At 38.6% G+C, this 18,884-nt stretch carries 19 protein-coding genes; 5 read left to right on the top strand and 14 right to left on the bottom strand.

The window, feature by feature from the left end; genetic code table 11:
* Positions 1-28: 28 nt before the first annotated feature.
* From Q0V26_RS02600 to Q0V26_RS02585, 4 genes are all read right to left on the bottom strand, one after another.
* The gene (locus tag Q0V26_RS02600) at positions 29-820 is read right to left on the bottom strand and encodes a ParA family protein (protein WP_297476531.1); all 792 of its coding nucleotides are present in this window, start codon (positions 818-820) and stop codon (positions 29-31) included.
* A 116-nt stretch (positions 821-936) separates the two neighbouring features.
* Positions 937-1,320, bottom strand: coding sequence for a VOC family protein (locus tag Q0V26_RS02595; RefSeq protein ID WP_297476529.1), 384 nt, complete (start codon positions 1,318-1,320; stop codon positions 937-939).
* A 2-nt stretch (positions 1,321-1,322) separates the two neighbouring features.
* On the bottom strand, positions 1,323-1,865 hold the full coding sequence (locus Q0V26_RS02590; protein ID WP_297476527.1) for a hypothetical protein: 543 nt from the start codon (positions 1,863-1,865) through the stop codon (positions 1,323-1,325).
* 4 nt (positions 1,866-1,869) lie between these two features.
* Positions 1,870-2,085: a DUF3820 family protein gene (locus tag Q0V26_RS02585; RefSeq protein ID WP_297476525.1), complete on the bottom strand. Its 216-nt coding sequence runs from the start codon at positions 2,083-2,085 to the stop codon at positions 1,870-1,872.
* 339 nt (positions 2,086-2,424) lie between these two features.
* On the opposite strand from Q0V26_RS02585, the gene Q0V26_RS02580 reads away from it, so the two are divergent.
* Entirely contained in the window at positions 2,425-2,841 is a 417-nt protein-coding gene (locus Q0V26_RS02580) for an META domain-containing protein (protein ID WP_297476523.1), read from the top strand.
* Positions 2,842-2,900: 59 nt separating this feature from the next.
* Here Q0V26_RS02580 and Q0V26_RS02575 read toward each other — a convergent pair whose 3' ends face one another.
* Both Q0V26_RS02575 and mrcB read right to left on the bottom strand, forming a co-directional pair.
* Positions 2,901-3,449: an NUDIX hydrolase gene (locus tag Q0V26_RS02575; protein WP_297476662.1), complete on the bottom strand. Its 549-nt coding sequence runs from the start codon at positions 3,447-3,449 to the stop codon at positions 2,901-2,903.
* Positions 3,450-3,567: 118 nt separating this feature from the next.
* Entirely contained in the window at positions 3,568-5,886 is a 2,319-nt protein-coding gene (gene mrcB / locus Q0V26_RS02570; protein WP_297476521.1) for a penicillin-binding protein 1B, read from the bottom strand.
* A gap of 294 nt (positions 5,887-6,180) precedes the next feature.
* Here mrcB and Q0V26_RS02565 point away from each other — a divergent pair, with 294 nt between their 5' ends.
* Positions 6,181-6,636 (top strand): exoribonuclease R, encoded by a 456-nt coding sequence (locus Q0V26_RS02565; RefSeq protein WP_297476519.1) that lies wholly within the window; start codon positions 6,181-6,183, stop codon positions 6,634-6,636.
* Positions 6,637-6,768: 132 nt separating this feature from the next.
* On the opposite strand, the gene Q0V26_RS02560 is transcribed toward Q0V26_RS02565, so the two are convergent.
* Entirely contained in the window at positions 6,769-6,933 is a 165-nt protein-coding gene (locus tag Q0V26_RS02560; protein ID WP_162836320.1) for a hypothetical protein, read from the bottom strand.
* Positions 6,934-7,159: 226 nt separating this feature from the next.
* Positions 7,160-8,020 carry an HTH-type transcriptional regulator HdfR gene (gene hdfR, locus Q0V26_RS02555; RefSeq protein WP_297476514.1) on the bottom strand — a complete coding sequence of 287 codons (861 nt, stop codon included), beginning with the start codon at positions 8,018-8,020 and terminating at the stop codon, positions 7,160-7,162.
* Positions 8,021-8,239: 219 nt separating this feature from the next.
* Between hdfR and Q0V26_RS02550 the strand changes: the two genes are divergently transcribed.
* The 3 genes from Q0V26_RS02550 (at position 8,240) to Q0V26_RS02540 (ending at position 11,715) form a co-directional block, all read left to right on the top strand.
* Complete coding sequence (locus Q0V26_RS02550) at positions 8,240-8,596, top strand: DUF413 domain-containing protein (protein WP_297476512.1); 357 nt, start codon at positions 8,240-8,242, stop codon at positions 8,594-8,596.
* 127 nt (positions 8,597-8,723) lie between these two features.
* The gene (gshB, locus tag Q0V26_RS02545; protein ID WP_297476509.1) at positions 8,724-9,749 is read left to right on the top strand and encodes a glutathione synthase; all 1,026 of its coding nucleotides are present in this window, start codon (positions 8,724-8,726) and stop codon (positions 9,747-9,749) included.
* Positions 9,736-11,715: a flavohemoglobin expression-modulating QEGLA motif protein gene (locus tag Q0V26_RS02540; protein ID WP_297476507.1), complete on the top strand. Its 1,980-nt coding sequence runs from the start codon at positions 9,736-9,738 to the stop codon at positions 11,713-11,715. Before gshB ends, Q0V26_RS02540 begins: the two co-directional genes overlap by 14 nt.
* A 99-nt stretch (positions 11,716-11,814) precedes the next feature.
* Here Q0V26_RS02540 and Q0V26_RS02535 read toward each other — a convergent pair whose 3' ends face one another.
* From Q0V26_RS02535 to Q0V26_RS02510, 6 genes are all read right to left on the bottom strand, one after another.
* The gene (locus Q0V26_RS02535) at positions 11,815-13,101 is read right to left on the bottom strand and encodes an MFS transporter (RefSeq protein WP_297476504.1); all 1,287 of its coding nucleotides are present in this window, start codon (positions 13,099-13,101) and stop codon (positions 11,815-11,817) included.
* 400 nt (positions 13,102-13,501) lie between these two features.
* Positions 13,502-13,975 carry a glycine zipper 2TM domain-containing protein gene (locus tag Q0V26_RS02530; RefSeq protein ID WP_297476660.1) on the bottom strand — a complete coding sequence of 158 codons (474 nt, stop codon included), beginning with the start codon at positions 13,973-13,975 and terminating at the stop codon, positions 13,502-13,504.
* Positions 13,976-14,138: 163 nt separating this feature from the next.
* Complete coding sequence (locus tag Q0V26_RS02525; RefSeq protein ID WP_297476501.1) at positions 14,139-15,290, bottom strand: ABC transporter permease; 1,152 nt, start codon at positions 15,288-15,290, stop codon at positions 14,139-14,141.
* Complete coding sequence (locus tag Q0V26_RS02520; protein WP_297476499.1) at positions 15,277-16,461, bottom strand: ABC transporter permease; 1,185 nt, start codon at positions 16,459-16,461, stop codon at positions 15,277-15,279. Before Q0V26_RS02520 ends, Q0V26_RS02525 begins: the two co-directional genes overlap by 14 nt.
* 4 nt (positions 16,462-16,465) lie before the next feature.
* The gene (locus Q0V26_RS02515; protein ID WP_297476497.1) at positions 16,466-17,440 is read right to left on the bottom strand and encodes an efflux RND transporter periplasmic adaptor subunit; all 975 of its coding nucleotides are present in this window, start codon (positions 17,438-17,440) and stop codon (positions 16,466-16,468) included.
* The gene (locus Q0V26_RS02510; RefSeq protein ID WP_297476495.1) at positions 17,440-18,855 is read right to left on the bottom strand and encodes a TolC family protein; all 1,416 of its coding nucleotides are present in this window, start codon (positions 18,853-18,855) and stop codon (positions 17,440-17,442) included. The genes Q0V26_RS02515 and Q0V26_RS02510 overlap by 1 nt, the downstream gene beginning before the upstream one ends.
* Positions 18,856-18,884: the final 29 nt, after the last annotated feature.

Raw genomic sequence — 18,884 nt, 5'->3', positions numbered from 1 at the left:
TCAAGTTAGAATTACCATTAATTCTATTTTATGCTTTATTTTCTACTGTTACAGCGGGTTCAATTCCATCATACAATGCAATAAATTGCTGAGTCAGCTTATGGTTAGGATCAAAATATAACATTGGACACTGTTGATAGTGAGATTCTTTCATTTTTATCGATTGAGACAAATAGGGCTCTAAAATAGGAAAACCCAGCATTTTTATCTCCTCAATAATTTGCCGCGGAAACTTTGCCTGTGCATTAAACATATTCACGATAATGCCTTCTAAAGCTAAATCACGATTATGATCATCGCGCAACTCAGCTAGATTATCCATTACCTTGATTAAAGCTTGCTGAGAAAAACTATCACAATCAAAAGGAATTAGTAATTTATCTGCGGCTATTAAACCCGCTTTAGTATAGAAATTTAGATTTGGTGGGGTATCGATATAGATACGATCAAAATCATCGGTTAATGCGTCAAGTACTTCACGTAGCTTATATATTTTATAACGTCGTTCAAATTCCACTTCTAACTTATCAAGTTTAGGGCTAGAAGGAATAACAAATAAGTTTTCATACGCAGTTGCTTGAGGATAATCACACGCAGGAGTCGACATCGCGAACCAAGATGCGGTTTGATTCAATAATTCAGCCATCGTTTTATCGCTAGGTTGATTAATATCAATCCCTAAATAGGCACTACTGTTGCCTTGTACATCAAGATCTATCACTAATGTTTTATATCCATTAGCCGCACTAATTGCCGCTAAATTAACCGTGATACTTGATTTCCCTACACCGCCTTTCTGATTAAAAATAATCCTGCGCATTTACTTCATCCCTGATCATCGATAACTACCAATAAATATACATACACACGCATATTGTTGTTAGTTAAATATATCATTAATATTGATACACTGTGATTTATTCATGATCATATTTATTATATTTGATACAACTCTAACGGTAAACCATCAGGATCATTAAAAAAAGTAAAGGCTTTATTGGTTAATTCATCAATACGAACAGGTTCAACAGCCACCCCATTTATTTCTAAATAACGTACAGTTGCAGCGAGATCATCAACTGCAAACGCTAAATGACGTAACCCTTGTGCTTCAGGATAATTGGGCCGCGAAGGCGCACCGTTAAATGAAAATAACTCTATTTGGCTATTATCGGGTAACTTTAAATCTAATTTGTATGAATCCCGCTCTTCCCGGTACGTTTCACAAATAATCTCTAACTGTAATAATTGTGAATAAAACACTTTTGAGCGCGCATAATCACTACAAATTATTGCGACATGATGAATTGCTTTCAACATTACTATTCTCCACTTATTGTTGGGCCATTTGGCACATAGATAGCATCAAAGGGAGCAAGTAAGCGAGGGTTATGGCGAATATCGACATTTTTAATCAAAGTTTTATCATAATTTAAGTACATGAGTAGCGGGTTATCACTCACATCTAATTTTTTTAAATGATTAAAACTAACATTAACAATTTTTAACTGAGGATTATCGGTCAAATCTAAATGAGACAATTTATTATGTTCAACACTTACAAGTTGTAATTGACGATTGTGACTAATATCAAGATAAGTCAGCCTATTTGATGATAAATCTAAACTATTCAGATCAGTTAAATAACGTATTTCACGCGCATCTCGTATATTAAAATGACTGCACTTTAACGACGTAATTTGTTGAATATTATCTTTACCTTGCGCAACAACACAACGCTTAAAATTAGGGTCAAGAAACGTTAACTCGCTAACTGTTTTAGGTTGCGCGCACCCAGTGAATACAACGCTAGTGATAACCACGATGATAATTTTATGTAAACAACGATAATTATATTTCAACACTTGACTAAACCTGCCTCAAAGGACGAATCACTGATTCTAATCCTTCTATTTTAAATTCAAGCGCTAGCGCCATTAATATACCCAACTGCCCTTCAGGGAAACCCTGCTTTTGAAACCATAATAAATATTCATCAGGCAAATCGATTAACACTCGACCTGCATATTTACCAAATGGCATTTTCATATTTGCCAATTGCATAAGATGCTGTTTTTTAAACATAAATACCCTAATAACGATATAAATAACTTAAATAGCCACTGTTAAAAAAGAGTACGTCCAAGACAAATACCCTCATAAGATAATCTATCATATTAAAAACAATAAATACCATGTAGATATTTACTCTATTAATATTCTATTATTTAGCAACTGAATATTTACATTTTTAACGATCTTTGTCACACTTGACGTCCGTTTTTTTCATTAGCAAGCGGATATAATCGGCAATAGATAATTACTACACATTCATATTCCCACTATCGCTGATTATCAATATAGAAAACAAATAAATCTCAATACCTTACGGTAGACATCGACAATAAGATTAAGAGAATCTCCATGAAAAAAACGTTACTAACAGCGCTATTTATTACAACTATATTAACAGGTTGTGCAAATTCATCCCAAAATACACCAGATCTTATTAATACGTGGGCAGTAAGTTCTATTGATGGTTATACTCAACCTATCGATACTTTAACCACTAAGCCACAACTAATTATTAATAAAAATCTTAATGTTACCTATTCTGGTTGTAATACACTAACCGGTAAAATACGCGTAACAACTCAAGATATTACAACCAAAAACTTAGTATCAACCCAAAAAATGTGCATTCAAACAGAGCAAGCAACGGTTGATGGTTTTGTGAAAAAAATGCTAACTGGCCCTTCTGATTTTTTAGTCAATAATAATACCTTAATTTTAAGCTCAGATAATCATACAGTTAGCTTTAAACGTGTTGCAAAAAAATAAGTTTATTTCAAGGCTTACAACAGCTAAATGATATTGTGAGTCTTGCTATTTATTGCCAACTATTGCGCTATCGGTGTGGCTAATAATTCAGCAACAATACGTTTTAATAAAAACGTTTCGCGTTCAATAGACATGCCTTTTTTATCAGAAAACTGCATGGTGTGTTCATTATGAGCAATAGCATCAAAAATATTAATCCATACTGGTCTCATACCATTTTTCTGCTCATAATCTTCTAGTTGTGTTTTACCTAATTGTTCATCAATCGTGCAGGTATAACAAAATGATTCCATATGAACAATATCATATTCAGCTTTATACCAAGGTCTAAACTCTTCATATAATCCAAACGGTTTAATATCACGCACATTCATCGCGCCGGTCTCTTCAGCTAACTCTCGAATTAATCCTTGAACCTGATCTTCTCCGGCGTCAATGCCACCTCCGGGTAGAGTGTAATCATGATAACGAGCAGTATATAACATCAAAATATTATCACCATTTAGTACAATCGCGCGTGTTGCTTGGCGATGATATATTGCTAATGTAGCTGACTTGAGATCAAGCTTGGTTAAGTCAGTGTGTACTGACGATTTTAAAAAGCGCATCACGGTTTACTCATTTTATATTGCAAGCGAACATTGTACTGAATCAATCGCTAAAACACGAACCATCTATATATGAAAAAGCCTCCATAGCAGGAGGCTTTTTGATAGTAAGTACTAATTACCAGTTAAACAAATTATTGAAAAAACCTTCAACTTTATGTTTTACTTTTTCGACTTGGCAGTTTTGTTTAAGATCGCCATGTGGGTCCCAAATAGGCATTCGAGTTTTACCTGCACAACTTGGAATATACTCACCATCTGCGGCAATATTATATTTTTCAGCTTCTATATTTGCAGGTTGGCGCAGTAATAATGGCTCAGGCTTGCGATGTTGAATATAGTTAGTATAAAGACGCAAGGCACCACTCGCCCCCGTTAAATGGGTACTCTTATTATCATCGCGCCCCATCCAAACAGTAACGACTTCACGGCCATCAATACCCACATACCAGCTATCACGGCCATTATTCGTCGTACCTGTTTTTCCGGCTAAATGAGTATTTGGAAACAGTTTATTCAATGAATGAGCTGTACCAAATTTAACCGTATCTTGTAGTGCAAACATAGTTAGCCATGCCGCTTGCGGTGGTACAACTTCTGCTGCTTTAGGCCAGTTTTGATACAATACTTTACCATTCTCATCAACAACAGCATTCAACGCCGTTAGCGGTGCTAAAGAGCCTTCATTACCAATCCCCTGATACATTTGTGCTACGTCTAGCGGTGATAAGCTAATTGAACCAAGAAATAAAGAAGGAACTTGAGGAATGGCTTCCCGTGGAATACCTAATTTAGTTAACGTATCGGTTACTTTATCAACACCAACAGCCATGCCTAAGTTCACCGTTGGCACGTTGTATGACTTAGCCAGTGCAACAAATAATGGCACTTCACCACGGTATTGACGATCGTAATTACGTGGGCTCCAAGTTGCACCATCATGCATTTTGATCGATAACGGTTGATCTTTTAATGACGTTGTAAGACTAAACTGTGCTGGATTTTCCAACGCACTGAGATACAGCGCAGGTTTAATCACGGATCCCACTTGACGCTGGGCATTTATCGCACGGTTATAACCTGCAAATCCAGGTTTATCGCCACCGATCATCGCGCGAATTTCACCAGTGGTACGATCTACAATAACCACTGCGGTTTGTAAGTCCTTACCTGCGCGTTTTTGCACTTCAGGCATGACTTGAGCAACCGCTTCTTCGGCTAATTTTTGTGATTGAGGATCCAATGAGGTAAAAATGCGTAATCCTTTACCAGCTTCAAACGCTGTACCTGCTTTTTGTTCAAGTTCGGTTTTAATTTGATCAAAATAGGCTGGTTGACGTTTAGCCAATTGACCTTTCTTCTGAATATCCAGCGGCAACTTAATCGAAGTTTGATAAACTTTATCACTGATTTCGCCATCTTTGTTCATTAGACCTAAGACGATATTGCGGCGTTCTTTAGCTCGCTCTGGATGACGCCAAGGGTTGTAATAGGTTGGCCCTTTTACCATACCAATTAATAGAGCAAGCTGATCAACCCGTAACTCAGATAATGGGCGATCAAAATAGTATCGTGATGCTAAAGCAAAACCATGGATCCCATGCCCGCCAAACTGAGCCAGATACACTTGGTTCATGTAGGCATCAAGGACTTCTTGTTTGCCATAGCGAGTATCAATAATGATCGCCATGTAAGCTTCTTTGAATTTACGCCAAAATGAACGCTGACTACTTAAAAACATGTTCTTCGCTAACTGTTGCGTTAGTGTACTACCACCTTGAACAGTATGACCTGCTTTAATATTGGCAATAAATGCACGCGCAATACCCACTAATGAAATACCATCATGCTCATAAAAATGGCGATCTTCCGTGTCAATCAATCCTGCGACTAACAATTTAGGCATTTTATCTTCAGGTAAATAAATACGCTGTTCATCTGAATGGGCTTCTAGCATCCCTAACATTTTAGGATCTATGTGCAAAAAGCCTAACTCACGATTAGAATCTAAATCCATGATACGAGTAATGCTGTCATTATTAAACGACACCGAAACATGCCGCGCCCCTTCCGGCCCTTCTTTAAAATTAAATGGTCGACGGACAAAATCAACTTTCCAACCGTTAGCTGAGTATTCGCCACTTTGATCTGGGTTCGCAACCTTTTGATACCCTAATACTTTAAGTTCATTAACTAAGGTGTTATATGTTATCGGCGCCCCAGGCTGTAATGCCATTTCACGCGCATAAACAACAGAAGGCAATTGCCATAATTGACCTGCAAACTTAGCGCTAATTTGTTGGTTTAAGTCATAACCTAAATAAGCCATACCAGCGGTACCAATTAATGCAGCACCAATTAAGGTACGCACAATAATACTGCGCTTTTTCTTTGTTTGAGGCACTTGAGAAGGTGTTTGTTGATTATTTGACGTCATAAGCCTGTTCAATGTAATAAGTTCGTCCTTACCACCTTATAAATCAGGGTGGCAGCCAACGTATTTTGGTAAAGCATTCACTAAATGATACCAGTATTTGCACACTGATTTTAAATAGAATTACTATAACTTAATATGTAAATTTGGTTATCATCACGTTGCCAGATATTTTCACACTAATCTATCAATTTGGGTTTTATTAGCCTTTTAGACATAAATACTCCAAAATACGCTTCTTTATTTATTCGCCTATGATCAATCCTGATCGGCGTCGTGGTATCTGCGAGAAATTATATGCAACGTGATTATACTTTAAACTGCCTTTTAACCATGCCGCGACATGAATTAGAAGAATTTAGTCTTCGCGTAATCGGTCGTATGGTACCAGAAGATGTAATGCAAGAAATATTTACCTTTGATCAAGAAGAAATTGATAGTGACGAGCGTTTAAAATCAACCCAGTTTGATGCGATGCTACGCATGACAGCAATTGCCTTAGGGGAAGTAAATGTTGCATTTTCTGATTCTGATAATGCCAAACAAAATAGTGAGCGTATGATCCGTTTATTATTATGGCATTTTTATGCCATATCTTTTCAGCTAGAAGAAGCAATAACATTAGAACAACACTGTGCTGAAGTAGAAAAAATCTTAATCAATGCACCAGATAATGCGTTTGATTGGGTCAGTGTGTTAACTGAGTTGCTACACCGTTATGCTACGTTAAGTGAACAAAAAAGTGCATCATAACTGCTAGTTATTATATTTATCACGACAGCATATATTTTGTAACACGATTAAATAATAAAAAGGCGTACCCTTCTAGGTACGCCTTTTTTAATGCTTAATTGCCGATCTTTTATCGTGAATTACACATCACTATTAATAATCGAAATCGCTGTACTCCGGGCTATCGAAACGCGAACGAGTCACACGACGTTTCTTCTTACCACGAGATTGCAGATCTAAATCCTGAAAATCATCTGCAAATTCAGAATTGAATTTTGATTTGCTGCCTTTGTGAAATTTTTGGTTTAACTTAGCCATTTGCGTTTCCTGAACTACATCCAGAGTAGATAATTATTAAAATAGAACACTGGCAATTGTAATGTTCTATTGTGACAAAACAGTGCTAAGTTGATGTAAAAAACATGACAGACAATCCGGTCCATAGCTCATTGTTTCTAACCCTAGCAGTATTTTTTCTTAGACTAATTCAGGAATTCGCTCCCGTACAACAAGTTATTTTACTGGTAATGATAAATAATTCACATCAAATGCTTTCGATCACATTCTGAAACGGAACATCGACAATTGCATTAATTAATGCTTCTTTTTCACTACCTTCGCGCCATACTAAATAAAGACTTTGCTCCATAATTGGTGCGTCTTCAACAACATACAATTTATCTGAAACAGCACTATTACCAACAACAAAAGAAGGGAAATATCCGACTCCGCCATTTGCCAAAAGATAATCGAGTGCCATTTTGCATGAATGGGTATGCAGTACAGGCGTACGCTGTAATTCAGGTATGCGACTGTGTTCCACCGAAAAACGGGTTCCCCAATCAAGATAGATTAAAGGCATGTCACGCACACTATGTACATTACAATTAGGCTGATGAGTCACTAGCTGTAATTGATAATCACGTACTTTTTGAACATATAAGTTTTCAATTTTAGGAGGTTCACTGGTAATGAACAAATCAATACTTTTATCAAACAATCGTTTTGCCATACCTTCTCGTTTTACAGACTCTAAACGTAAAGCAAGACCAGGCACAGTGGCATAAATATGATTAATCCAAGCTGAGATACCATCAAACTCCCAAAATAAAGGTGATGCGCCAATCGCTAGCTGGGTATTTAGGCTATCAGTTAACGCCACATCTTGTTTAGCCCGACCCCAAGTTTGCAAAATTGCTTCTGCATAAGGCTGTAAACGTTCACCAGCAGCAGTAAGATGCACATTTCCACGCTGACGAGAAAATAGCGGATTACCTAATTGTGACTCAAGCTGGCGGATACGAAAGCTAACTGCAGATTGGGTCAAATATAAGTTATCTGCAGCACGACCAAAGTGACGTGTTTTGGTAACTTCCAAGAACGTTTTAAGTAATTCAGTATCCACGGAAATATTCTCAATAATAAGAGTAGGTTAAATAAAAAAAACGGTATAAGCCTGTCATTATATAGCGAATAAATTCAATGTTAATACCTTATAGAATAGTACAACCTATTATCACTGAATATTAATTAAATATTTTCATCGTAACAATAAAAAATAATTGATTTACAACTTCGCAAGTCTGGATAAATATCAGCGCAAATCACATCAAGGACTTTATGAATGAGAAGTGAAGGTAAATTTTACGACGATAAAAATTTCCCACGCGGCTTTAACCGCTCGGGTATTTTTACTATTAGTGAAGCCAGCGTCTTAGAAAATTATGGACGTTCTATGCGGGCTCTATTTGACGGCACCACCCAACCTATTGATGATTCTGAAATTCAGTTCTTAGCTGAGATTCAAGGTCAACAACAGGCAGTGTCTGAATTTGGTAAATGTTGGCTCAAATACCTAAACCATACCAGTCATAAAACACGTAGTTATACATTATGTGTTTCACAACGAGCTCATACGACAGGCTCTTACGGTGAAGATGATGATAGCGATAGTGGCACTGATAACGATATCGATTATTAAATAGCACTTACAGAAACGGATTTTCAAAACAATCGCCAACAAAATGAAGCCATCCCACTCTGTGTGATGGCTTATTTCTTTATATTAGCCTGTACGATAATTTAACAGGCCACTTTTTGGTATAGCTATGAAAATTTGTTTTGTTATGTATCCGTGGGAACGCGTTGAAGCAGAAAACGACTCTACTTTGCGCCTGATTCATGAAGCCGCAAGTCGCGGTCACACGGTTGCAATCACAACACCGAGTAACTTAACCATGCGCGACAGTATGGCAATTGCTTTCTGCAACGTATTAAAAAAAGGTGAAGTCTCAAACAATATTCCAAGCTTCTACCGCAAAGCTGAATTTAATAACGCCGAACTACCATTAGCGGGATTTGACGTTATCTTTATGCGTGCTAACCCGCCATTAGACACCATGGCGCTGAACTTCCTTGATTCAGTACGCGACCATACCTTTATCGTTAACGATATTGATGGCCTACGTGTGGCAAATAATAAACTTTATACCGCTTCATTACCCGATCCAAACAAAGAATTTATTCCTGTTACTCATGTATCTAAAAACCGTGATTACCTTGAACGTGTTCTTGATGAATCACCACAAGAACGCATGATCCTTAAGCCGTTAAATGGTTACGGCGGAAAAGGCGTGATCTTGATTGAAAAGAGCGCTAAATCAAGTGTGAAATCACTATTAGATTTCTACATTGGAGATGATCAGAACTACGTGATTCTTCAGGACTACATTGAAGGCGCAGAACAAGGCGACGTGCGCATCATGCTACTAAATGGTGAGCCTATTGGCGCTATGCGTCGTATCCCAGCAGAAGGTGATGTACGCTCAAATATTCATGCAGGTGGCCGCGAAGTAAAACACGTGCTGACTAAGCAAGAACTTGCCCTTTGTAAGCACATTGGTGCTAAGTTAGTCCGTGATGGCCTTTACTTCGTTGGTTTAGACGTGATTAACGGCAAATTAGTTGAAGTCAATGTGTTAAGTCCAGGCGGCATTACCCGTATTAATCGCTTAAACCGTGTGAAGTTACAGCGTAATGTGCTGGATTTTGTAGAAAGCGTTGTGATGGCAAAAGAAGTTGGCATCACTCGCAAAAACGATTTTCGGAAGGTAATTGCAGATGCAGCTTACTGAGTTAGAAATTTTAGAAAAAATCCGCACTCTTACGCCATTTGAAGCCCATCTCAATGATGGCAGCTTAATGATTCGCATCAGTGAGTATCAGCCTTATATCGCAACAGCGATCCATAACGGTCATAAACTACGTCAGTCATTGCAATCACAGTGTGCATTGACTGAAGAAGAACGTTATTTTGAAGAAGATCCCTTTACTGGTGATTTTATTTCTTCATTACCGATTGTATTACAAGGTGAAGATTCACGTTATGAGTATGATCTCAATCGTACACCCGAAAATTGCATCTATGATGACGCATGGGGTAAGAATGTTTGGTCAACGCCTATCAGTGATGCTGAACGCGAAATAACCTTGGCTAAACACCAAAGTTACTACCGTATTCTTCAGTGCTTAGTAGAGACGTTAGAGCTGCAATTTGGACTATGCCTAATTTACGACATTCATTCGTACAATTACCAACGCATTGATACTGCAACACCGACATTTAATGTAGGTACTATGCAGATTAATCGTCGTCGCTGGCGCAAAGAAATTGATGTCCTGTTAGAAGGGCTTAACAATATTGAGCTGCCTAATATTGATGTTAATGCACTTGAGAATGATATTTTTAAAGGTTTAGGCTATCAAGCCGCTTTTATTAAGCAACATTTCAAAAATACCTTAATTATACCGATTGAGGTGAAGAAGATTTTCATGAACGAAGAAGGGGGTGAAGCCTATCCTCTCGTGATTGAAAAACTAAAAGAATCAATGAAAACAGTAATCACTGAACACGCAGCGTTTACGATCACAAAACGCACCAAAGCGAAAGGACTTACAGGCAGTGATGTTTTAGCATCGAATCTTTCCAAAGAAGTACTTAATCTTGACCGTAAGCTGTATAAAATAGCACGAGGAATTAATACCTTAAGCTATATTAACCCTACTAACTTAAAACAAGAAAAAAGACGTTTTTTAAATAAGCCATACAGTTATCAGCCACAATTCACTTACCGTCAACTGGATTTGGATCCGTATAAATTCCGTGAGCAGCTTTATCGCTTACCCGTTGAAACAATCCGTGATGCTGATGTACAAAAAATGTACCGTAAGGTCATCGATCAGTTAGCTGTACGTATTGATTTGCTTTGTAGCATTGGTACTGATGAGTTTTTATATAACTCACTGCGTTATTACGGCCAGCCTGATGAGCGTGATATCGCCAATGCAAAATTTATTTTGCATGCGTGTGAATATAAAGATCAACAACCTGCAAATATCAATGCCAAAGAAGCTATCGAAGCCTTTAAAATCGCGGCGGCTGAATATGATATCCCTTGTAAAGTAGTATCATCAAAGCAATTAATTGCTCGCGCGATGGTGAGTGGCAAAGTGATTAAAGTTAATCCAAATAGCCGCTTTACTCAAGATGATTTAGACGCCTTGATTCACCATGAATTAGGTGTTCACCTTGTTACTTCAGTAAACGCTGAAAGACAACCACTTAAAATTTTACAACTAGGCTTACCGGGTAATACCCATACTCAAGAAGGTCTTGCGATTTTATGTGAACATTTATCTGGCAACTTTCCACTGCATCGCTTAAAAACATTGGCGTTACGTGTGGTTGCGGTTGAAATGATGGTTAATGGCGATAGTTTTAACGATTGTTTTAATAGTTTACGTCATGATTATGACGTGTGCGATGATGAAGCCTTTACCATTACTGCGCGAGCTTATCGTGGAGGTGGTTTTACAAAAGACTTCCTTTATTTACGCGGCTTAAAAGATGCCATTCATGCATACCAAACAGAAGACTTAACCTCATTATTTATTGGTAAAACAGGGTTTGAATTTAAGCCGTTACTCGATGAACTGATTGAACGTGGTATTTTGAATACACCAAGCTTTATGCCAAAAGCATTGGATATTGATGCCGATATAGATCCTGTGATGGATTTTATGTTGAACTCTATTCGATAATCTGCGGTATAAATTTTTCATCTTTTATTATTACTAATATCGAAATACAAAAAAAGCGACCATGATGGTCGCTTTTTTATTACCTATAAAATCAAAATATTACATAGGTAAACGTTTACTATCAACGCGGATAATAACGCAAATTAACACAACTAATGTTACAGCGATAGCAGCTAACAATGTAAACACACCATTCCATGAATAAGCAGTTTCAATCATTGCAATCGGCGCACCAGCAAGCGCAGCACCAATATATGTAACACCACCTTTAAGGCCTGTTGCCGCACCCGCACCATCAGCATGTGACGCTTCAATAATGCCTAAAGCAAATAGCATCTGTGGAGCATAAATACCAGCACCGATAATAAAGAAACATAGTGCAACAAGCAGGTAACTCAAATGGATAGTTAGAGCAACACCAACCATACCGCCAATCAACACAAAGCTATAAATTAAAATTGTTTTCCAACGATCGGCACCAAAGAATTTATCGGAGATAATACCAGAGGTTAAGCCGCCAACAATACCGCCGACTTCAAACCAAGCCACTAAAGAATTAGACTTAACCAAATCCCAATGCAGCACATCAACGAAGTAAACACTTACCCAGTCACTTGAAACAGTACGAATAACGTAGATACATAAATCACCGCCAATCGCTAACCAAATAATTGGGTTAGTTAAAATGTAGCGCTGAAACATTACCCACATTGATAATCCAGCTTCAGAACGCTCATTAATTTCTAATTGTTTCGCATCATTACGCCATACACCAACGTTCGGTAGACCATAATTTTCAGGCTTACCGCGCATCAAAATAGCGGCAATCAAGGCTTGTACTGCGGTAATAGCAGCTGGAACATAAAACGCATAACGCCAGTTACCTGTGTAAGCGATCACAGCAGAGGCAATTAATGGGGCTAATGCACCACCGACATTATGCGAAGTATTCCAAAGTGAATACCAACCGCCACGTTCAGATTTTGAATACCACTGACTAATCGCTTTCGCAATAGGTGGAAAACCACAACCTTGAACAATCGCAGTTGAACAATACAACACTAACAGCATCGTGACACTGTTCGTCATACCAATACCGACGTTAATAATGGCAATAACAACGAGTACTGGAGCTAAAAATAAACGAGGGTTAATTCTATCGGCAAGAAGGCCTGAACTAAATTTTGAAAGGCCGTATAGAATATAATAAATCGATGAGGCTAAACCAAACTGAACCACAGTCATGCCAAGATCTTTCATTAACAATGGTGCCGCAGCGGCAAACGCTTTTCTTGAAATATACATCACTGTATAAGTTAAGAAAGTCGTGATAATTATTTGCCAACGAAGGCGTTTATAAGTCGCATCGAGCTTAGGATTATTCATTAAATATGCGTCGTTCAAAGAGGGTATTTAGAATAACGCACAGCCTACTCTTTGACACAATTAGTTACAATTTAATTATTCGTTCATTATTTGACCTTTGGAATATTCCTTCACAGCATTGATAAGTAGACTGATCATACCAGATAAACCCCCAACAGATACACGATTAACAGGGCAAAAAGTTAAAGGTGTTAAAAAAACAGCATCTCATGATAATTAAATCATGACTAACAGCATAATAATTTGTTAAAAAAAACAGATTCAACGTTCACAAAAAAACATCCAGGGAAACATTGACCCTAACAAAGTAACAACCAATGAAAGTTAAAAATCATATTGTTAAATAATAGGCAATAAAAAAGGCAGTACTCACTGCCTTTTTATCAATCATGCTGTCAGATTAATTGGCTGAGACAACACGTGTTGTACGTCCTTGCTGATAAAGATCGACGCGTTGTCCAACTTTAAAGAGCATATTAGGATCAACTTCCTGTACAACGGCAACAGTACGGCCACTATCCAGTTTAATGATAATGTTGACACCTTGGCGTTTACTAATTGCATCACCAGCGCTACTACCTAACGCACCACCAGCAAGAGCACCGCCAATAGCTGCAATATCAGAGCCTGAACCACCACCAATTTTCGAGGCTAAAATACCACCGACAGCAGCACCTGCAAGCGTACCTATCGTGCTTTCACCATCAGAATTCATTGTCACAGCATCTAGCTTGGTAATTGTCCCACTCAAAACAGTTTGCATTGTACGAGCTTCAGCAACATTATAAGTATTGCCATAAGGATTTTGAGCACAGCCTACAACACCGAATGACAATATCATTGCCACAGCGACCATCATTTTTTTATTTGTCATCGATTTATGACTCAAGACAATCTCCTACTATTAAAGTCTCATTCAACTTACTAAGTGTGGCTGTAATTTTAACATTTGCCACATCTTATTTACGCAACTAGCGCCAATATAAAACAGCGTATATTTAAATGCAAAAAAAAGAGCACCTAAATGCTCTTTTTTATTATTTAATTATTCGTCGTGAACATCGCATTAACCAATAACTAATCCCTGCAAAACCAATAAACTGTAACCATAGCTGTCCCCAACGATCTATTTCTTGAGCAAATGTCGCACCAAGTTGATTAAGTCCAAGAAAACCATTAATTGCCGCAGTTGAAGGTGCAAGTTGCGCAATATAGTTAATCGCTGTAGGTATTGCTGACGGTGGCCAAATAAATCCAGCACTAAATACCAGTGGTAACGAGCTCAGAAGTACGACTAATGTGACTAATTCACAACGTGGTAATAATTGGCCCAATACCATACCAAGCATGATAACGGCTAATAAAAATGGGATCGTCATCATGATCAAGTCACCTATTGATGCCAACCGATTCACACCGTAATAAACATAACTAAAACCAAAGTAATACATCACTAAAGGTAAATAAATCAAACAAAATAAACATGCGCGTACCGTCATTACCATCCAAATTGGATACTGCGCCCAATATCCGGTTTTACCCGCAGCGCGCGCTTCATTCTCTGTAGCTCCCATCATTCCAACCCCAATTAACAGAGTTTGATGTAGAATCAACACAAAAACGGCAGGTACAACATAATTGATGTAGCCCATGGTGACATTAAATACTGGCCGCATATTAAGCTTCATGGCTGTCGCATGCTGAGTTGCCTCAACTACACCATCTCCGGTTAACATCATACGGTTTATTTTGGCTTTAATGGCTAAGCCATTGCCGGCATCATTTAAGCCTTCAACCACCGTACCATAAACTAAGAATAAGGCAGCATTACCAGCATAGGCCAATGTTGGGCTGGTTTCCATCATCACATCCCGATAAAAATGTTCAGGGATCACCAAAATACCATCCACTTGCCGATCTTCTAACGCAACTGCCGCGGCATGAATACTGCCAAGCCGTTCTGTAATATGAACTTGTGGCGTGGCATTCGCCATTCTAATTAACTCACGACTCATTTGGCTATGATCAAGATTAACCACTGCCACCCGTTGTTCTCGTGGTAATTCATTTATATAAGGTAAAGGATATAAAAATGAATAAAAAACAACCCCACCAAAGACAGTAAATACCAATGAAAAATTACTGAAAATGGCTTTTAATTCATGTTTAAATAAATCACCCCAACTCATGATGATCTCCCGCGACAGTGCCCATAGTCACCAATGCTTTTTTACGACGAACTAACATTAATCCCATCGCTAAAAATAAAGCGCAAATAAAGCTACTTAATACCACCAATTGATGGAAAGCTTGATACCAACCACTACCATAATCGACTTGCTGTAATTGCACTTCAATATAATGGCTAACGGGTAACAATCCACGCCACATTTTAGCAATAATCGGCATATCAGTAGCAGGAAAGGTGATCCCCATAAAGGCAAACGCAGGTGCAGTATAAGCGGCAACAAAGCTCATTGCCCGTGGAGCTTCCATTGCTACAAAATAAATTAAGCTCCCCATACTTTGACAAGCAAACACCATAAATAGCTGCGCGACAATCAATATTCCCCATTGACCATGCATTGGCCAATCAAGCGCAACATACATCCACCATAAAAAAAGCACACCTTGAATTAAAAACAAACCAGAATAAGCAAATAACTTACCTAATAATTTTTGACACGGAGTATGTGCTAACCAACACCACAGCCCCTGACCACGAGCCTCATGTACTAATGCCAACACAGTCGTTGCTACAATTAGAATTTGCCAAATAGACGGAATAATCGCTGAAACTAAAAATTGACCATAATGGCTATTACTATTAAACAAAGGAGTTATTTGAGCACGAATAGGTACCGCTTGCCCTAATGCTTGTAAGGGCACTGGCGCACCGGAACTCATATTCCTTATCGCCTCGACACCAGCATTATAGGTACCTTCAACTTGTAGCATTGCCGAGCTAATAACTTTACCAATTAAGATAAATTGACCATTATAAAAAGTGGTGATTTGTGGTGCTTGGCCCAACTTAACGTCTTTTTCATAGTTATCGGGGATCACCACCATCGCATAAATGTCATTAGCCCGCATTGCAGCACTGGCTGTGTGATCATCGGTAAACTGGCGTGTCACGGCCATACTTGGGCTGGCATCAATATAGCGCGTTAACTGGCGTGACATTTGGCTATGATCAAGATCCACAATACCAACAGGTAAATTACGTGCTATACCCGTCGCAAAAATCGCCCACATCGTCAAAAATAACAATCCAGGTAGCCAAATAACTAACGCTCGCAGCCATTTATCTTGCCAAATAGTCCGCCACTCGTTTTTTATTGCTGAATAGACAACCATATCATTACTCAACAATCACACTCATACCAACTCGTAACCCTTGAATAGGTTGAGTTGGACGAGCTTCAACTTCAAACGTTCGCATATCAAAACCTTTCGCGGTGTCGGTTGCACGCCACGTCGCAAAGTCACCCATAACCGCTACATGGGTCACTTTTAATTGATAGCTTTTATCTCCTAGTGCAGGAATGGTCACGTTAAAGGTTTTACCTTCTTGATAGTCTTTTAATTTATCTTCACGAATATTAAATACAGCCCAAGCATCGCTAATATCGATAATATTAACCACGGGAAAACCTTGTGGTGCTAATTCTCCATCATGTAGTAGTACTTGTGATACTTCACCTTTATGCCAGCTACTTATTTTTGTATCAGCAACATAGGCTTGAACTTCAGCAACAGCGCCTGCTGCCATTTTTACTTTTTCTTGAGCCGCCCGTTTGGTTTCAACACGCGCCCCTTCTTTAGCCATTTGATACATCTGGAAAGCAGCACTTTCTGTATATTGAGCCGCTTGCCATTGGGTATACACTTCGTCACGCTTTTGTTCTGCTAATACACCATCTTTATATAGGTTATTAATACGAACATAGGTTTTTTGCATCAGTGCCGCCGCCGCTTTCGCTTTACCCCACTGATCTTTTGCCGCGGCAATCTGTTGAATACGTGCGCCATTTTCTGCTTCTTGAGCTAATGCTCCCGCAGCTTGTTCACCCGCTTGTGCTTGTTCTAATTTAGCATCAATTTCAGGGCTTAAAATAGTAAAAATTAACTGCCCAGGTTGTACTTCATCACCTTTACGTACCAATACTTTGTCAATACGCCCGGGCACTTTAGATGCGATATTATATTGCTGAGCTTCAATTTGACCTTGCATACGTTCAGGTTGAGGTTGATAAGCATGCCAAAAGGTATAACCGAGCCATCCAACCACTGCGATAACAGGAACCGCCACTGCAATTGCTTTTAACTTACTCATTATAATTTAACCTCGATCCCTTGATATTGCTGATAATTTTTAAATGTATTCATCTCGCCACTGATAGCAAGCAAGCGCGTTAAACTCGCGACATATTGATAAGCCGCAGCTAAACGTTGCGTTTTAATACTGGCGACAAATAACTCGGCATCGACGACATCTAATGAGGTTGATAGCCCTTGCCCAAAGGCTTTTTCTCGCAATAAACTGTTTTCATTCGCCAGTGCTAAACTAGATGCAAGACCGTTATATTCTTCTAATGCTTGTTTCGCTTCACGGTAAGTCTTTTCAACCAATACCGTTAGATCTTGCTGTGCTTGCGCTTGTAAGTGATTAACTTGTGTCACCATTGAATGCGCTGCACTTAGTTTTCCTGAGCGGCCAGAGTTATCAATCAGTGGTACACTCACCCCAACGCCAACGGCCCAATCAGGTGCCAATGTCGCGGCTAAACTGCCACTATCATGCAGGTTATAATCCCCATATAAGTACACTTCAGGGTAGTATTTACCTTGTTCAACATCTATCAAGCCTCCCGCTTGCTTACGTTTTGCATCCAAAATATGCAAACCGGGATACGTCGCTAAGGTTTTATCAACAAAAGTAGACATTGGTGGTAATGAATGATTAATAAACAGCCCTGTTGATGGCATTACCGGCGTCGCTTGCTTTAATAACTGAGTTAATGCTACTTGCGCGATTTCTAAATCACGTAATGACTTCTGCTGTTCTACTTTTGCTTTATCATAAGCTGCTTGCGCTTGTAGACGCTCTACCCGCGCAATTTGGCCTTGTTGTTCAAGCTTTATTGCGTCTTCATAATGATGTTTTAAACCACTCGCCACTTCAATTCGCGTTTGTAATACATTTTTCGCTAATACAACCCCAAAATAAAAACGGGATAAATCTTCAAATTTTGCTTGTTGCTGCATGGCTAACATATATTTTGCTTGATCTGTTTTTCCTTCGGCAATATCTTGAGCAGCATTAATACGACCACCAGTAAATATTGGCCAGATGGCCCGAATCGAGCTAGTAAATACATCACGATCAGAAATATTAGAGGTCAATGCCGAGTTCAATTGTGAATTAGAAACAATATTATTGATCACTTGACCAATTTCAGTATGTGCAGCAGAAGTACTACCAAAAATGTCTGATGGCGACAATTTAATATCATGATCTAAACGCGTATAATTCGCCCCAATGCTAACCTTGGGTAAATACATATCTCTGGCAGCATCTTGCATATACTGTGCTTGTTCAACACTGGCTCGATCAGCTGCTAAGCCATCATTTGTCGTAACAACAGTATGCCATGCATCATTAAAACTAACAGGTGCAGCATGTACCGTTGGGACGATAACTAATAATGCAATCGTGAGTTGCTTCACCATCAATGGCCTAATCTTCATGTATGAACCTTTAACCTCTTTCCAGCCAA

It is taken from the genome of uncultured Photobacterium sp. (genome assembly GCF_947039875.1).
GTDB lineage: Bacteria > Pseudomonadota > Gammaproteobacteria > Enterobacterales > Vibrionaceae > Photobacterium.
This window is presented reverse-complemented; position numbering and strand designations above follow the sequence as displayed.

What these genes read in the sequence shown, in the direction of transcription:
- Q0V26_RS02520 (WP_297476499.1), bottom strand. Translation starts at nt 16,461, where the DNA reads ATGGTTGTCTATTCAGCAATAAAAAACGAGTGGCGGACTATTTGGCAA.
- Q0V26_RS02565 (WP_297476519.1), top strand. Translation starts at nt 6,181, where the DNA reads ATGCAACGTGATTATACTTTAAACTGCCTTTTAACCATGCCGCGACAT.
- Q0V26_RS02600 (WP_297476531.1), bottom strand. Translation starts at nt 820, where the DNA reads ATGCGCAGGATTATTTTTAATCAGAAAGGCGGTGTAGGGAAATCAAGT.
- gshB (WP_297476509.1), top strand. Translation starts at nt 8,724, where the DNA reads ATGAAAATTTGTTTTGTTATGTATCCGTGGGAACGCGTTGAAGCAGAA.
- mrcB (WP_297476521.1), bottom strand. Translation starts at nt 5,886, where the DNA reads ATGACGTCAAATAATCAACAAACACCTTCTCAAGTGCCTCAAACAAAG.
- Q0V26_RS02585 (WP_297476525.1), bottom strand. Translation starts at nt 2,085, where the DNA reads ATGTTTAAAAAACAGCATCTTATGCAATTGGCAAATATGAAAATGCCA.
- Q0V26_RS02595 (WP_297476529.1), bottom strand. Translation starts at nt 1,320, where the DNA reads ATGTTGAAAGCAATTCATCATGTCGCAATAATTTGTAGTGATTATGCG.
- Q0V26_RS02530 (WP_297476660.1), bottom strand. Translation starts at nt 13,975, where the DNA reads ATGACAAATAAAAAAATGATGGTCGCTGTGGCAATGATATTGTCATTC.
- Q0V26_RS02580 (WP_297476523.1), top strand. Translation starts at nt 2,425, where the DNA reads ATGAAAAAAACGTTACTAACAGCGCTATTTATTACAACTATATTAACA.
- Q0V26_RS02550 (WP_297476512.1), top strand. Translation starts at nt 8,240, where the DNA reads ATGAGAAGTGAAGGTAAATTTTACGACGATAAAAATTTCCCACGCGGC.
- Q0V26_RS02515 (WP_297476497.1), bottom strand. Translation starts at nt 17,440, where the DNA reads ATGAGTAAGTTAAAAGCAATTGCAGTGGCGGTTCCTGTTATCGCAGTG.
- Q0V26_RS02525 (WP_297476501.1), bottom strand. Translation starts at nt 15,290, where the DNA reads ATGAGTTGGGGTGATTTATTTAAACATGAATTAAAAGCCATTTTCAGT.
- Q0V26_RS02535 (WP_297476504.1), bottom strand. Translation starts at nt 13,101, where the DNA reads ATGAATAATCCTAAGCTCGATGCGACTTATAAACGCCTTCGTTGGCAA.
- Q0V26_RS02575 (WP_297476662.1), bottom strand. Translation starts at nt 3,449, where the DNA reads ATGCGCTTTTTAAAATCGTCAGTACACACTGACTTAACCAAGCTTGAT.
- Q0V26_RS02540 (WP_297476507.1), top strand. Translation starts at nt 9,736, where the DNA reads ATGCAGCTTACTGAGTTAGAAATTTTAGAAAAAATCCGCACTCTTACG.
- Q0V26_RS02560 (WP_162836320.1), bottom strand. Translation starts at nt 6,933, where the DNA reads ATGGCTAAGTTAAACCAAAAATTTCACAAAGGCAGCAAATCAAAATTC.
- Q0V26_RS02510 (WP_297476495.1), bottom strand. Translation starts at nt 18,855, where the DNA reads ATGAAGATTAGGCCATTGATGGTGAAGCAACTCACGATTGCATTATTA.